The following is a 16,140-nucleotide window of genomic DNA, read 5'->3' on the forward strand; positions in this document are numbered from 1 at the left end:
TGTTGTTTTTATTTTTGTAATTCCTTTAATGTTTCTGTGATGATTTCATAATCATCAAAATGAGCCCTTACCCCATTCACTTCTTGATAAGCTTCATGACCTTTACCCGCTATCAATAAAATATCTCCTTTTTCAGCCATGGCACTTGCCGTTTTAATAGCCTGTTTTCTATCTACAATAGAAATGTATTTTTTAAAATTTTGAGGTTCTACTCCAGCTTCCATTTCCTCAATAATCGTTTGTGGATTTTCACTTCTAGGATTATCAGAAGTAAAAATGGCTTGGTTGGATAACTGTGTAGCTATATGTGCCATCTTTGGCCGTTTTGTCTTATCTCTATCACCACCGCAACCTACTACAGTAATTACTTTTTCATTATTAGTTCTAATAGCCCCTATGGTTTCCAATACATTTTTTAGAGCATCTGGCGTATGGGCATAATCTACAATCGCAGTAATTCCGCTTTCAGAAATCAAGTATTGAAACCTTCCACTTACACTCTCTAATTCGCTTAGTAACCTTAAATTCTCTATAGGCTCTAATCCCATTAAATCCGCAGTAGCATAAATTGCCAAAAGATTATAGGCATTAAAAGTACCGATGAGCTTAGACCAAACTTCATGTGTATTTATAGTTAAGAGCAATCCCCCTAGTTGGTTCTCTAAAATCTTAGCTTTATAATCTGCAACCGTTTTTAAAGCATAACTATATTTCTTTGCCTCACAGTTTTGAAGCATTACATTACCATTCTTATCATCAATATTTACCAAAGCGAAAGCCGTTTTGGGCAACTCATCAAAAAATGACTTTTTTATATCTCTATATTCTGCAAACGTTTTATGATAATCTAAATGATCATGTGATAAATTGGTAAAAATACCACCCGTAAAATGCAATCCTTTTGTTCGTTTTTGGTGAATTCCATGTGAACTTACCTCCATAAAACAATGCGTAACGCCATTTTCAACCATCGCTCTTAAATACGTGTTGATGGTTAATGAATCTGGAGTTGTATGTGTTGCCGGAAACTCCTGGTCATCAACCAAGACTTTTACCGTTGATAACAGCCCCACTTTAAACCCTGCCTTTTTAAACAAATTATAAAGCAATGTTGCAATGGTTGTTTTTCCATTTGTACCAGTAACACCTACCAATTTTAATTCTGTAGAAGGATTTCCATAAAAATTATCAGCCATTATAGCCAAGGCTTCTTGCGAATCTTTCACCACAATAAAAACGATATTATCTTGTGGATTTTCAGGTAAATCTTCACACACAACAACAGTAGCTCCCTGAGAAATTACTGAAGAAATGTATTTATGAGCATCAACTACTGTTCCTTTTACAGCTATAAAAACATCGTTTTCCGTCACTTTTCGAGAATCAAAAACAAGCGTATTTATGTCAATATCGGTACTACCGTATACCGCTTCAACAGCTACTCTATACAATATGTCTTTTAACTTTTTCACGAAAGTGTTAATTCTATTATTTTTGTTTTATCAAATTTTTGACCTGCTTTTAGGGACTGATTTAACACTTTCCCTGTACCTTTAAAAACCACTGTTAATCCTAAATTCTCTAATAACGCTACAGCATCCATCCCATTCATGTTTTTAAGATTAGGCATGGTTTCATATTTTTTATTCGCCTTAACATTATAGCTATCAAAATTCTCAACGATTATCTCAGGACTCCTCTTATAACCACGCACCTCATCCATTACAGGTGTTTTTGTATATATTTGATGAGCGATTTGCTCAAACACAGGTGCCGCAACTACATTACCGTAGTATCCAATTTTCTTATTAGGTTTGTGAATAACCACAATGCATGAATATTCAGGATTATCAGCTGGAAAATAACCTGCAAAAGAGGCTATATACTGTGTATTATCTGTCCAATATTCAGTTTGACACGTACCTGTTTTACCCGCCAATTCGTAATTCTTATTGTAAATATTTGTAGCAGTACCTTTTTTAACAACATTTTTCATTAGCACTTTCATCTTGTCAATAGTGGCTTGAGATGCTATTTTCGGGTTAATCACCACCTTTTCATATTTTTTAACGACATTGTTTTGATTTCTTATTTCCTTTATAAATCGTGGCTTTACCATCTCACCATTATTAGCTACGGCATTATAAATTGCCAATGTCTGTAATGGTGTTATATGCACACCATAACCATAAGCCATCCAAGCCAAAGAAGTTCCAAACCAACGCTCTTTATCATTCGGATTTGGTAATGTTGGCACTCCCTCTCCTTTTATAGGTACATCTAATTTATAACCGACTTCCATTCGATTTAGACCATCGATAAATCTTTGAGGATTTTCTTTATAATACTTCTCTATAATTTTTACCACGCCAACATTTGAAGACAATTCAAAAACGCGACCTGCAGAAATCTTACCATAACCACCTCGATGCGAATCACGCACCGTTCTGTTATACACTTTGTAAGTTCCATCATCTGTATCTATAACCGTAGATGTATCAATAACCTTATCTTCTAAAGCTACCATCAGACTCATTAACTTAAAAGTAGAACCCGGCTCATGCGATTCACCTACCGCATAATTCAATCGTTCATAATAATTACCTTCCTTATTTCGACCTAAATTCGATATCCCCTTAATTTCACCCGTTTTAGTTTCCATAACCACCACAGTTCCATGTTCAGCTTCAAATTTCTGCAACTGACCTAACAACGCATGATGAGCAACATCTTGAATATCTAAATCTATCGTAGTGATAACATCTTTACCATCAATTGGCTCTACCTCATTATTATCATTTAGCGGCTTCCATTGTCCTTTTGCAATTTTCTGCTTGAGACGCTTACCGTTTTTTCCTCTTAAAAACTCATAAAAATTACCTTCTATACCCACTCTTCCTCTACCATCATCATATCCTACCGCTCGTTCTGCTATTTTACCAATCGGATGCTCTCGTACCGTACGTTGTTCTGTAATAATACCCCCTTTGTACGTTCCTAAATTGAACATAGGAAAGCTTTTAATCTTCAAATAGTCATTATATCCTAGATTACGAGTAATTGGCATATACCTACTATCCGTTTTTCTCCCTTTACGTATATAATTCTCCCAATAGCTAGCAGATTTTCCAATCATCTGAGACAAAGATTTACTCAGTCCTTTTATATTTTTTTCAAAATTTTCCTTAGACACTGTCACAGCATCCATTTTAATATCGAATCGTGAAACAGAGGTTGCCAAAAGACTTCCATCTGAAGAATATATATTACCTCTATTCGCCTTTATTACAAAATCTTTTACAGTAAGACTCTCCGCCTTTTCCTTATAAAAATCACCCTGAATAAACTGAATATCAATAACTTTATAAGTAATGGCCAATGCAAACAAAAACATAGCACCAGCTAACAAATACAATCTATTTAATATGTTCTTTTTTTCTATTGCCAATTTTTTACTCTGATTTTACCATTATTTTTTTCGGCGGATTCTCAGGCATAAACAAACCTCTTTCCGCTAACCTTGACACAATTGACGACTCCATTTTAAGCTTCATCAACTGAGACCGTGTTGCTATAAAAACGTCACGCTTTTCACGCATTTCCTTATTTAAAACAGCTATTTCTTGTACCTTTTTATCGATAGCATGAGAACTTGCAATCATAAACAAAGCGAGTCCCGCTAAAAAAACAAGCATGTACCACGTTTTAGGTGCACCTTCGTCTACTAAAAATTTACCTTTTAAAATGTTATATAAAGTTTGCTTTACCTTAGCCATCTATAACTTTGTTGCTATTCTAAGTTTTGCACTTCGTGCTCTATTATTTTCTTTAATCTCTTTTGCGGATGGCACTATCAATTTCCCCTTTTTAAATGGAACGGAATAATTTCCATAAAAATCCTTTTCAGGCTCACCCTCAAACAAACCACTTCTGATATACCTCTTTACCAACCTATCCTCTAATGAGTGATATGAAATCACACTTAATTTACCACCCTCTTCTAACAAATCTTGAGTCTGTAATAAAAACTCCTTTAACACATCTAACTCCTCATTAACTTCAATTCTAATTGCTTGAAAAATCTGAGCTAAAATTTTATGCTCTTTGCTATTTGGCAAAAACCTTCTTAAAACTTCTTTTAATTGAAAACTAGTTTTAATTGGTTCATTTTTTCGACTTTCTACAATCTCCTTTGCCAATGCCTTTGAGTTTCTCAACTCACCATACATAAACAAAATTTCGCCCAATCTCTTTTCACTGTATTGATTGATAATCTTATAAGCAGATTTTTTAGCTTTTTGATGCATTCGCATATCTAATTCAGCATCAAAACGAGTAGAAAACCCTCGTTCCGCAACATCAAACTGATGTGATGAAACACCTAAATCAGCTAAAATTCCGTCCACCTTCTTAACACCATAAAACCTTAAAAATCGCGAAGCATATCTGAAATTCTCATGAATTAATACAAATCGGTCATCATCAACAGTATTCAGCAATGCATCTTCATCTTGATCAAAAGCAAAAAGCTTACCTTCAGGACCCAACCTTCTCAAAATCTCTTTAGAATGACCACCTCCACCAAACGTAACATCTACATATATGCCATTAGGTTCTATTTCTAGACCATCGATGCTTTCAGTAAGCAATACAGGATTATGATAACTCATCTGGAATGTCATTTTCACCGCCCATCACATCTTCTGCCAATTGAGCAAAATCTCCCGTAGCATCATCAATTGCTTTCTCATAACTATCCTTATCCCAAATCTCAATAATATTCACAGCTGAAGACAGTACTACTTCATTAGAAATACTTGCAAAAGAATGCAAGTCCTTCGGTATTAATAACCGGCCAGAAGCATCTAAATCGACCATTTTTACACCAGCCGTAAACCTTCTTATAAAATCATTGTTCTTTTTCACAAACCTATTCAGTTTGTTCACTTTTTGCATTAGCACATTCCATTCACTCATTGGGTAAATTTCAAGGCAGGGTTGAAACACCGCTCGCTTAATAACAAAACCTTCATCTATAACAGAATTCAGTTGTTTTTTAAGCTGAGATGGCAACATTAACCGACCTTTTTTATCGGCCTTACATTCGTATGTCCCAATCAGGTTTACCACTTGATGCAATATTTAAGCACAAATATACAGATTTTTACCACTTTTTACCATTTTTTACCACTTTGTTAATAACTTTATATCTTGAAATTTATTGCATTGATTGATAAGCATTTAAATTTTTTGTCAATTTTTTTGGCAATAAATGATAGATCATTTTAAAGAATTGCAGTACTTTAATCCAAAATCATTATTTTTGTCAATAACGCAACAAACCAATTTTTAATGGGATACGAATACAAGGAAGAAGGGAAATTTAATTACTTAGAAGCTGGAGAAGGAAGACCTATCATTATTTTACACGGATTGATGGGTAACCTAAGTAACTTCGATAAAGTTTTTGAATATTTTTCCAAAAAAGGGTATAAAATTTTAATGCCAGAATTACCTATTTATAAGCTTCCAATACTTAAGACTAATGTAAAAAATCTGGCAAAATTTATTAAATCATTTACCGAACATAAAAAACTCGATAATTATATTTTATTAGGCAATTCACTAGGTGGCCATATTGCACTTTACTACACAAAGCAATATCCAGAAAAAGTTGACGGAATTGTGCTAACTGGAAGTTCTGGTTTATACGAAAACTCTATGGGTGAAAGCTACCCAAAAAGAGGTGATTATGAATACATAAGAAACAAAGCAGAAAGTGTTTTTTATGACCCAAAAGTGGCTACAAAAGAAATTGTTGATGAAGTATATGAAAGCATAAACGACAGAAACAAATTGATTAGAACATTGGCAATTGCCAAAAGTGCCATACGTCATAACATGGCAAAAGACCTGCCCAAGATGAAGTTACCGGCAGGATTAATTTGGGGTAAAAACGACGAGGTTACACCTCCTGAAGTTGCTAAAGAGTTTAATCAACTACTCCCTAATTCAACGCTATATTGGATTGATAAATGTGGACATGCCCCAATGATGGAGCACCCAGACAAGTTCAATGAGCATTTGGAAGCATGGTTAAATCAAGAGAAGTTGTAAGACATACATCCGCTTCACTCATTAAATAAAGATACTTCCTGATAGTACTTATAAATTGATTTTTGAAATATGAAAATTAAAACCGCTGAATTTGTTATTAGCAATACAGACATAAAAAGATGTCCTACAGATCAAATTCCAGAGTATGCTTTTATCGGAAGATCTAACGTAGGAAAATCTTCATTGATTAACATGTTAGTCAATCAAAACAAATTGGCTAAAACCTCAGGAAGACCTGGAAAAACCCAACTAATCAATCATTTTAAAATTAATGACGAATGGTTTTTAGTAGATTTACCTGGTTATGGCTATGCCCAAGTTTCCAAAAGTAAACGTAAAGTTTTTCAAGAGTTTATAACTGAATATTTCCTGAAAAGAGAACAACTCGTTTGTACTTTTCTTTTAGTTGACAGCAGACACGAACCGCAAAAAGTAGATCTAGAATTTATGCGATTTTTAGGAGAGCATGAAATTCCGTTTATGCTTGTCTTTACTAAATCAGACAAACTAAAACCGGGTGCGATTCACAAAAATTTAAAAATATTTGAAAAAAAAATGTTAGAAGCTGGTTGGGGAGCTATCCCTAGAGCTTTTGTAACCTCCGCAACAGGAAAAGACGGGAAAGACGAACTGCTAGAGTATATCGGCGAATTAAATACTATGATCGCATCACAAGAGGAGTAAAATAATGGCAGTCAACTAATTTTTATAAAGTGAAATCCACCAAAGACAATTTACAAGTTTTACACGAAGATAATCATATTATTATCGTGAATAAACGTGTTGGGGATATTATTCAAGGAGATAAGACTGGCGATACACCCCTGAGTGAAATTGTAAAGCAATACATTGCAATTAAATATCAAAAAAAGGGAAATGTTTTTCTAGGCGTAGTGCATCGTTTAGACAGACCAACAAGTGGAATTGTTATTTTTGCACGAACTTCAAAAGCCTTAGAACGTCTTAATAAAATGCTTCGTGATAAGGAAATTAAGAAAACCTATTGGGCCATTGTAAAAAACAAGCCTGAAAAGGAAAAGGACACCTTGATACACTACTTGAAAAAAAATCCTAAAAACAATAAATCAACCACCTTTCCTAAACCGACACCGGAGGCTAAAAAAGCAATCCTTCATTATCAACTTATCAAAACGTTAGATAATTATTTCTTGTTAAAAGTAGATTTAGAAACCGGACGTCACCATCAAATTAGAGCACAATTAGCGGCAATTAAAAGCCCTATTAAAGGTGATTTAAAGTATGGTGCAAAAAGAAGCAACCCAGACGGTGGAATCAGTTTACATGCCAAAGCGATAGCATTTAGACACCCCGTAAGTAAGGAGTTGATTTCTATAATCAGTGAGACTCCCAATGAACCTGTATGGAACAGCTGTAGCTAATTATGCTACCTCTTTGCTAATCTAAATTTTGCTTGTATAATTTCGTCAATGGGCTTATTTTCTATTTTACTCTCTAACCATGACACAATATCTAGATACAAAAATGCTCTTCGTTCATAAGGGTCATCTTCGTACTGTTTCAATGTTGTATGTAACTTTATAAATTCTTTTTTGAATTCATGCGGATACACATCGCCAATAGTTCTTAAAAATTTTATCATTTCTTTTTGTACCTCATTGAGTTCATTCATCTTCAGCAAAAACTTGTAAGTGCTCTTCAATTGCACTTCTAAATGATAATCTAAACCAACCTCATAATGTGCAAACAAACTTAGTACCCTTGAAAAACAGAGCAAATCTTCACGCATTTCTAAGGTTTTGTTATGGATGATTTTATCTAAATATTCTATACATTTCCTACAGTTTCCAGCACCAAAATACAAACTCGCAATTTTGTAATAAAACACCATGACATGATGACTATCAATTCTATCCTTATAAAGTTTTATTCCTTTTAAGATTTCATCAACTAAAGGCAACCCTTCTTTAAAGGTACCTTCCAAAAAGTGTAAATTTAGTTTATTGCTATACAGATACATAAAACTCAACACATTTACATTATCCTCGTTTGGCAACAACTCCTTATCTGCAATTATAATCTCAAACTTAGCTAACGCTTTTTTAAATTTAGAATCGTATTGGGTATAAAAAAGTGATTCCAATAAATAATGATATCCTTTTAAAAAGAATACAGGATTTAAACGAATCATACTCTCATTTTTCATAAATAAATCAACCCATTTGGTGGCATATTTATAAGAATTTAAAAAATCTTGGATTAAAAAACTATACCATAAATGCGATTTATATAACCATAATTTTTCTCTAAACCCCAAATCAGAAAGTTTAAAATTTGGCATTCTCGCATTAAAATAATCTGTAATTTCTTGATATTCTGCATTGTTTTTAGCATAACCAGACTTTAATAAAATACCATACAGTTGTAAGGATAAATTTGACAATTTACTGGTTATAGTATTTTGAATACTCAGCATCTTTGCCTGTTCAGTAAGCTCATCAGCACGATTACTTAGACTTCGTGTAATATATTGCGATTCAATTACTTTTTCAAGCTCTACAATTTCATAGGCCAATATTTTCTCTTCATTATCTATAGCTGTATTTTTGGCTTTATCTAACAACTTTAAGCTCTGTTTATATAGCCCTTTATGATAGAGTATGGTAGCAAAATCAAGCTGCTCTCTTATCTGAGCTCTAGTATTTTGATGAAGTGGATTTAAACGAAGACTAATTAAAATTTGCTTGTATAGGTGGGCCTTTAAATTAGAGAGTTGAGCCTTTTTTACGATATCGCTTTTTAGAATAGACTTCTCATCATATTTGTTTAATTTGTCCAATAAATTAAACAAAGCCAAAAACTTAGAATCAGTATTACCACCAAGTCTACCTACATAAAGCTTAAATTGTCTTTTTTCTGATTTTGATAGTGATTTTACTAAAACAAATAAATTATCTTTTTGCTGGCTAGTCATTGTAACAAATAAAGTGATATACTTCTTATTATCAGTATTTTAAATACCTCATGCTTTGGTTAAGCATTGTAAAAATACATTATATTTCGCTTTAAAAAGCACAGCAAAATATAAATTCGTTAAATAATAAAGAAATATATCATTAAAAAATGAGCAAAGATAAAGTCCAAATATTCGACACCACACTAAGAGACGGAGAGCAAGTTCCTGGATGTAAGCTAAATACAGAACAGAAGTTAGTTATTGCAGAACGTTTAGACGAGTTAGGTGTTGATATTATCGAAGCAGGCTTCCCCGTTTCTAGTCCAGGTGATTTTAAATCGGTTGAAGAAATTTCAAAATTAATAAAGAATGCTACCGTTTGCGGATTAACAAGGTCTGTAAAAAAAGATATTGAAGTTGCTGCTGAAGCATTAAAATATGCTAAAAAACCAAGAATTCATACCGGTATTGGAACATCAGATTCTCATATTCTACATAAATTTAATTCAACTAGAGAAAAAATTATAGAACGTGCTGTTGATTCCGTAAAATATGCAAAATCATTTGTAGAAGATGTTGAATTTTATGCTGAAGATGCAGGAAGAACGGATAACGATTATTTAGCACAAGTTTGTGAAGCGGTAATCAAAGCTGGAGCTACGGTATTAAACATTCCAGATACTACAGGGTATTGTTTACCTGAAGAATATGGTGCAAAAATGAAATACCTAAAAGAAAATGTAAAAGGTATAGATAAAGTTATCTTGTCTTGTCATTGTCACAACGATTTAGGTTTGGCAACTGCCAACTCTATAGCTGGTGTAGTAAACGGAGCTAGACAAATAGAATGTACCATTAATGGTATTGGAGAAAGAGCTGGTAATACCGCTTTGGAAGAGGTTGTAATGATCTTAAAACAACATCCATACTTGAACTTAGATACGAATATAAATACGCAATTATTATATGACACCAGTCAAATGGTAATTGATAATATGGGTATTTATGTACAACCTAACAAAGCAATTGTTGGTGCAAACGCTTTTGCTCATAGCTCAGGAATTCATCAAGATGGGATGATAAAAAATAAAAAAACGTACGAAATTATAGATCCAAACGAAGTAGGGGTAACTGACTCAGCTATTATATTAACTGCGAGAAGTGGAAGAGCGGCATTGGCATATAGAGCTAAAAAAGTAGGTTATGACCTAACTAAAATACAATTGGATGAAGTGTATCCCATATTTTTAAATTTTGCGGACAAAAAGAAAGAAATTGTTGATATGGATATTCACTTAATAATTAAGAATAGTAGTGTAGATTGCTCTATAGTTGCTTAATTAAATAATGAAGAATAGAAAAAAAACAGTAAATAAGAATAAATAATAGAACATAAAATATGAAATTAAATATAGCAGTTTTACCAGGAGATGGTATCGGACCAGAAGTCACAAAACAGGCTAAAAAAGTATTAGAAGCGGTTGCTCATCAATTCAATCATACTTTTATTTTTAAAGAAGCCTTAGTAGGTGCGGTAGCAATTGATAAAACAGGAGAACCATTTCCTCAAGAAACAATGGATTTATGTTTAAATACTGATGCGGTACTTTTCGGTGCTATTGGCGACCCTAAATACGACAACGATCCTTCTGCAAAAGTAAGACCTGAACAAGGTTTATTAAAAATGCGAAAAGATTTAGGTTTATTTACTAATATTAGACCTGTAAAAGCTTTTGAACAATTATTAGATAAATCTCCACTAAAAAAAGAAATCATTAAAGGAGCTGACCTCACAATTTACCGCGAACTTACTGGTGGAATCTATTTTGGTGAGAAAAAAATAAGTGAAGATGGTAAAACAGCTTCTGATTTAGGAGAATATAGTGCCTACGAAATTGAACGTATTGCTCACGCCGCTTTTAAAGCAGCTCAAGTGAGAAGAAAAAAATTAACCTTGGTTGATAAAGCCAATGTATTAGAATCTTCTCGATTATGGAGAAAAGTAGTTACTGAAATTGCTAAAGAATATAAAGATGTAGAATTGCACTATCTTTTTGTAGACAATGCTGCAATGCAAATGATTTTAAACCCTACACAATTTGATGTTATTTTAACTGACAATTTATTTGGAGATATTATCTCTGACGAAGCTAGTGTTATAGGTGGTTCAATCGGTTTATTGGCTTCAGCTTCAGTAGGAGAAAAACATGCTGTTTTTGAACCTATTCACGGATCATATCCTCAAGCAACAGGAAAAGGAATAGCGAACCCAATTGCTTCTATTTTATCTGCAGCCATGTTATTAGAACACTTTGATCTGCATGAAGAAGCTGCGGTAATTCACAAAGCGGTAAACAAATCTTTAGAATTAAAAATATCGACACCTGATATTTTACCAGATTCAAAAATCACAACTTCTAAAGTGGGCGATTTTATTGCTGACTATATTCATTATCCAGAAGATACAAATATGAATTATCATAATATTCACATCGGACAATCTACAATAATTTAAATTTTAAAATTGATTGATTAAAGAAACCGAAGCCTTGACTTCGGTTTTTTTGTGCTTATTATTTATTTTCTTAGAAATGAAAAGCAAATCCAATATTTAAAGATAATGGATTATAGTCGCCATCACCAGCATCTTCATTCATTCCATAATCATATCTTAAACTTGGCTCAACACTTAAACGTTCTCCTAAAAACCATGCATAACCTGCCTGAGCTCCAACATACATGGGTGAAAAATCTTCAGTAGAAGCACCATTTAAATCTATACCTACTGGAATTTTCCCAATAATATAGTATTTTGGACCAACTTTATAAGAAAAAATTCCTTTATCATAGTAACTAGCATCACCATAACCTACCCCTGCCTTTACTGCTAAATTATCTACTACAAAGTAACCACCTTCTAAACCGACATTCCAAAAATTATCACCATCTATTGAGATAAAGCTAAAACCTGTATTAGATGCTCGTATTAATGAATTTGCAGAAACTCCTGAAGTGCTTGTACCCACTTGAACGAGCCATTTTCCTTGCGAAGTTTGGCTTAAACTATTACTTAGGTCTTTATCCTGAGCGTTTACATTAAAACTAAATAATGCAACAGCCGCAATTACTACTAATTTTTTCATGATTAATTTGTTTTGATTATTATTACTATTTGTGTTGAATTTCTCGCTTTAATGGTTCAGTTTTAAAAAAGGTTAACATTGGACAGTTAAAAACTTGCACTGATACTTTTATTTAGAAAAAAATATTAAATATTAATTTATTTTCACATTTCATGTAACAAACCATTGACCATATGCGTCTATTATAAAAGCAAGAGGCTTTTATACATATTTCATTTAAAACAAAAATCCATTTAATGTTCGACATTGACCGTTGGCAAGAAATATTTGACACCATATCAAAAAACAAGTTAAGAACCTTTCTTACAGGTATTTCTGTGGCTTCTGGAATTTTTATATTGGTAATTTTATTAGGTTTTGGACAAGGATTTAAAAATGGAATTCAAAAAGAATTTGAAGGTGATGCTACCAATAGAGTTTGGGTCTGGACGGAAGTTACCACTAAAGAATTTAACGGATTAAATCCTGGAAGATCTATACATTTAAACAACTCAGACTACAACCAAGCTTCAGCCCTTTTTAGCGATGATATAGAATATAAATCTGGAGTTTTTAGAGTTTGGGGTTCTACCATAAATTACAAAAAAGAGTCTGGCTCTTATGGCATTCAAGGTGTGAGTCCTGATTATCAAAAAATAGAAAATGTAAAAATGGTTACTGGACGTTTTTTAAACCAAATTGATATGGATAAGCTTCAAAAAGTGGTTATTATCAGTAAAAAAATCAAACGCGAATTAATGAAGGAGGTTGAAAGCCCCTTGAATGAATTTTTACAAATCTCAGGTATTAATTTTAAAATTGTAGGTGTCTATACGGATGCTGGAGGAGAACGTGAAGAAAATAGAGTTTATGTGCCTACCAGTACTGCTCAAAGTGTTTTTAACGGCAAAAACAGAATGGCCAATATGTCTTTTACAATTGCCCCTCAAGAAACTTTTGAAGCATCCGTTTTAGCATCAACCAAATTCACAAAAAACTTAAAACAGTATCTACAACAATCTCATCAAATAGCTCCAGATGATAATGCAATCGGCATTTTTAGTGCCCAGCAAGAGGCCAAACGCTTTTTTACACTAACAGATAACATTTCATTATTCTTTTGGTTTGTAGGTATCTGCACCATTATAGCCGGTGTAGTTGGCGTAAGTAATATTATGTTGATCATCGTAAAAGAACGAACAAAAGAAATAGGGATTAGAAAAGCATTGGGAGCTAAACCCATATCCATTGTTGGTATGATTCTGCATGAGTCTATTTTTGTAACTTCTGTATCTGGATTTGCAGGATTAATTTTAAGTATGGGACTATTAGAGGTCTTAGGTCCAAATATTGAAGTCGATTATATTTCAAACCCAACCGTCAATTTTTCAATTGCCATGACCATGGTAATTTTATTAATAGTAGCAGGTGCCTTAGCAGGATTTTTTCCTGCATGGAAAGCGGCAAAAGTTCAACCCATTGTAGCACTTAGAGATGAATAATGTTTAGTAGAGACCGCTGGAGCGAAATATTAGAAGTACTATCTGCCAATTGGTTCAGAACACTATTAACTGCTTTTGGAGTTTTTTGGGGTATCTTTATTCTCATTATTTTATTAGCCGCTGGTAAAGGTTTTGAAAACGGTGTAAACCAAGACTTTGGTGATACCGCCACAAATACAATGTTTATGTGGACAAGAACTGCCTCTAAGGCTTATAAGGGCATGCCAAAAGATAGACGATTTAATTACACAACTGAAGATGTTGAAGATATCCGACGAAATGTTCCCAATCTTAGATATATCTCACCACGTAATCAATTGGGTGGTTTCAATGGAACTAACAACGTAGTAAGAGGAATAAAAACGGGAGCTTTTGATGTTTATGGTGATTATCCTGAAATTATAAAACAAGAACCTATGGATATTATCCAAGGTAGGTTTATAAACCATAACGATATTAATAAAAACCGTAAAGTTGCTATAATTGGGAGAGGTGTAAGAAGTAGTTTATATGAAAAAGACGAAGACGTTCTAGGCTCCTATATTAAAATTCAAGGAGTAAACTTCATGGTCATTGGGGTGTACAAGAAAAAATCTTCCGGTGGCGATGGCGAAGAAGATCAAAAACAAATATACATACCTTTTACTGCATTTTCGCAGGCATTTAACATGGGAAATCGTGTAGGTTGGATGGCAGTTACCGCTGTTGATGGTAAACCGATTACAGATATAAAAGAAAGTGTGTTTAATATTGTTAGAAAAAATCACAAAATACACCCAGAAGACGAAAGAGCTATTGGACATTTTGACTTATTTGAACAATATAGTAAAGTACAACGTCTTTTTGTAGCCATAAGGATTATCGCCTATTTTGTAGGTGTAATGGTTCTGTTGTCTGGTGTTATTGGTGTAAGTAACATTATGCTAATTGTAGTAAAAGAACGCACTAAAGAGATTGGCATTAGACGATCATTGGGTGCGTCTCCTTGGAATATACGTGGACAAATTCTTACCGAGTCTGTTTTTTTAACCATTATTTCAGGAATGGCAGGTATTGTATTTGCTTCACTATTAATCTACTTAATTAATGTTGCAATGGATAGTAGCGGACCTGTAGACATGTTTGCCAACCCTAGTGTAAATCTTGGCGTTGTTTTAGCCGCACTTAGCATATTAATTATTTCAGGGTTATTGGCTGGATTTATTCCTGCACAAAATGCCATAAAAATTAGACCGATTGAAGCTTTAAGAATTGAATAACAACATAAACAAATACTAAATAACGATACCAATGAAAAAATCAGTAACCATATTCATATTGCTCTTTATAATTGTAACATTTTCTGCGGCCATGTATTATTTATATACCAAAAATGCTGAAGACCCAGTTGTATATGAAACCGAAAAACCAACGACTCAAACCATTATTAAAAAAACAGTAGCAACGGGTAGTATTCTTCCTGTGGAAGAAGTCTTGATAAAACCCAATATTTCTGGAGTTATTCAAGAAATATATGTAAAAGGTGGTGATAATGTTAAACAGGGTGACCTCATAGCAAAAATTAAAGTAATTCCAAATTCATCATCATTAAACAATGCTAAAAATACCATTCAAACCAATAAAATAGCGTTGGATGATCAACAACGAAATTATAAGCGGCAAAAAAGTTTATTTGACAAAGGTGTTATTTCAAAACAAGAATTAGAACAGGCTGAAGTGGCTTTCAACCAAGCCAAACAATCATATAGTGCAGCAAATCAAAATTATGAAATTGTAAAAACGGGGTCTACCCGTGGTTTAGGAAACTCGGCAAACACACTGATACGATCTACTGTATCGGGAATGGTTTTAGAAGTTCCTGTTGAAGTAGGGAACCAAGTTATTGAAAGTAACAATTTTAACGAAGGTACCACTATAGCTTCTTTGGCAGATGTAAACAAGCTGATTTTTGAAGGGAAAATAGATGAATCTGACGTTGGTAAAGTTAAAGAAGGTTTGCCCTTAGAAATTACCGTAGGAGCAGTTGAAAACAAAGTTTTTGAGGCAACATTAGATTATATCGCACCCAAAGGAAATTTAGAAAATGGAGCCATTCAATTTGAAATTGAAGGAATACTTAAAAAACAAGATAGCACATTTATAAGAGTAGGTTTAAGTGCCAATGCATCTATCATTTTAGCCAGAGCGGATAGTGTAATGGCTATAAAAGAGGCGTTAGTGCAATTTGATAAAGACACAAAAGCTCCTTTTGTTGAAGTAAAAAATGGTAATAGCTTTGAACGAAAAGATGTTACTTTAGGTGTTAGCGACGGAATTCAAGTTGAAATTAAAAGTGGTATTTCTAAAGATGATGAGATTAAGGTTTGGAATCAGTTGGCTGAAGAGGAAGATAATTAAAGTAAAAGATCTTACACAGGAGTGTTTTTAGAGTTTGAAAAAATAAAATATTCACCTGATTTTTTTT

The 16,140-nt window shown here is 33.3% G+C and carries 15 protein-coding genes; 8 read left to right on the forward strand and 7 right to left on the reverse strand.

Annotation, left to right across the window (positions count from 1 at the left end):
• Nucleotides 1-8: 8 nt before the first annotated feature.
• The 5 genes from JBL43_RS05515 to mraZ are packed head-to-tail and all read right to left on the reverse strand — an operon-like array spanning nt 9 to nt 5,130.
• Nucleotides 9-1,472 (reverse strand): UDP-N-acetylmuramoyl-L-alanyl-D-glutamate--2,6-diaminopimelate ligase, encoded by a 1,464-nt coding sequence (locus JBL43_RS05515; RefSeq protein ID WP_198840461.1) that lies wholly within the window; start codon nt 1,470-1,472, stop codon nt 9-11.
• Nucleotides 1,469-3,448: a PASTA domain-containing penicillin-binding protein gene (locus JBL43_RS05520; protein ID WP_198840462.1), complete on the reverse strand. Its 1,980-nt coding sequence runs from the start codon at nt 3,446-3,448 to the stop codon at nt 1,469-1,471. The genes JBL43_RS05515 and JBL43_RS05520 overlap by 4 nt, the downstream gene beginning before the upstream one ends.
• 4 nt (nt 3,449-3,452) lie before the next feature.
• On the reverse strand, nt 3,453-3,776 hold the full coding sequence (locus tag JBL43_RS05525) for an FtsL-like putative cell division protein (RefSeq protein ID WP_198840463.1): 324 nt from the start codon (nt 3,774-3,776) through the stop codon (nt 3,453-3,455).
• Nucleotides 3,777-4,682 (reverse strand): 16S rRNA (cytosine(1402)-N(4))-methyltransferase RsmH, encoded by a 906-nt coding sequence (rsmH, locus tag JBL43_RS05530; RefSeq protein ID WP_198840464.1) that lies wholly within the window; start codon nt 4,680-4,682, stop codon nt 3,777-3,779.
• Nucleotides 4,657-5,130, reverse strand: a complete 474-nt coding sequence (gene mraZ / locus JBL43_RS05535) for a division/cell wall cluster transcriptional repressor MraZ (RefSeq protein WP_117881696.1) — start codon at nt 5,128-5,130, stop codon at nt 4,657-4,659. Before mraZ ends, rsmH begins: the two co-directional genes overlap by 26 nt.
• 222 nt (nt 5,131-5,352) lie before the next feature.
• Between mraZ and JBL43_RS05540 the strand changes: the two genes are divergently transcribed.
• The 3 genes from JBL43_RS05540 (at nt 5,353) to JBL43_RS05550 (ending at nt 7,517) form a co-directional block, all read left to right on the forward strand.
• Complete coding sequence (locus JBL43_RS05540; RefSeq protein WP_117881698.1) at nt 5,353-6,117, forward strand: alpha/beta fold hydrolase; 765 nt, start codon at nt 5,353-5,355, stop codon at nt 6,115-6,117.
• A gap of 69 nt (nt 6,118-6,186) precedes the next feature.
• Nucleotides 6,187-6,801: a ribosome biogenesis GTP-binding protein YihA/YsxC gene (yihA, locus tag JBL43_RS05545; RefSeq protein WP_198840465.1), complete on the forward strand. Its 615-nt coding sequence runs from the start codon at nt 6,187-6,189 to the stop codon at nt 6,799-6,801.
• A gap of 29 nt (nt 6,802-6,830) precedes the next feature.
• Nucleotides 6,831-7,517 (forward strand): RluA family pseudouridine synthase, encoded by a 687-nt coding sequence (locus JBL43_RS05550; RefSeq protein WP_198840466.1) that lies wholly within the window; start codon nt 6,831-6,833, stop codon nt 7,515-7,517.
• A gap of 5 nt (nt 7,518-7,522) precedes the next feature.
• Here the strand turns inward: JBL43_RS05550 and JBL43_RS05555 are convergent, their stop codons facing one another.
• On the reverse strand, nt 7,523-9,070 hold the full coding sequence (locus JBL43_RS05555) for a hypothetical protein (RefSeq protein WP_198840467.1): 1,548 nt from the start codon (nt 9,068-9,070) through the stop codon (nt 7,523-7,525).
• A gap of 149 nt (nt 9,071-9,219) precedes the next feature.
• Here JBL43_RS05555 and JBL43_RS05560 point away from each other — a divergent pair, with 149 nt between their 5' ends.
• Together JBL43_RS05560 and leuB are read left to right on the forward strand one after the other, a co-directional pair.
• Nucleotides 9,220-10,392, forward strand: a complete 1,173-nt coding sequence (locus tag JBL43_RS05560) for a 2-isopropylmalate synthase (protein WP_198840468.1) — start codon at nt 9,220-9,222, stop codon at nt 10,390-10,392.
• A gap of 59 nt (nt 10,393-10,451) precedes the next feature.
• A complete protein-coding gene (leuB, locus tag JBL43_RS05565) occupies nt 10,452-11,567 on the forward strand; it encodes a 3-isopropylmalate dehydrogenase (RefSeq protein ID WP_198840469.1) in 1,116 nt (371 codons plus the stop codon).
• Nucleotides 11,568-11,637: 70 nt separating this feature from the next.
• Here leuB and JBL43_RS05570 read toward each other — a convergent pair whose 3' ends face one another.
• Nucleotides 11,638-12,195 carry a hypothetical protein gene (locus JBL43_RS05570; protein WP_198840470.1) on the reverse strand — a complete coding sequence of 186 codons (558 nt, stop codon included), beginning with the start codon at nt 12,193-12,195 and terminating at the stop codon, nt 11,638-11,640.
• Nucleotides 12,196-12,431: 236 nt separating this feature from the next.
• On the opposite strand from JBL43_RS05570, the gene JBL43_RS05575 reads away from it, so the two are divergent.
• The 3 genes from JBL43_RS05575 to JBL43_RS05585 are packed head-to-tail and all read left to right on the forward strand — an operon-like array spanning nt 12,432 to nt 16,073.
• Nucleotides 12,432-13,676, forward strand: coding sequence for an ABC transporter permease (locus JBL43_RS05575; protein WP_198840471.1), 1,245 nt, complete (start codon nt 12,432-12,434; stop codon nt 13,674-13,676).
• Entirely contained in the window at nt 13,676-14,935 is a 1,260-nt protein-coding gene (locus JBL43_RS05580) for an ABC transporter permease (RefSeq protein ID WP_198840472.1), read from the forward strand. The genes JBL43_RS05575 and JBL43_RS05580 overlap by 1 nt, the downstream gene beginning before the upstream one ends.
• 31 nt (nt 14,936-14,966) lie before the next feature.
• Entirely contained in the window at nt 14,967-16,073 is a 1,107-nt protein-coding gene (locus JBL43_RS05585) for an efflux RND transporter periplasmic adaptor subunit (protein ID WP_198840473.1), read from the forward strand.
• The last annotated feature ends 67 nt before the right edge of the window (nt 16,074-16,140 follow it).

The organism is Aureibaculum flavum (assembly GCF_016406085.1).
Lineage (GTDB): Bacteria > Bacteroidota > Bacteroidia > Flavobacteriales > Flavobacteriaceae > Aureibaculum > Aureibaculum flavum.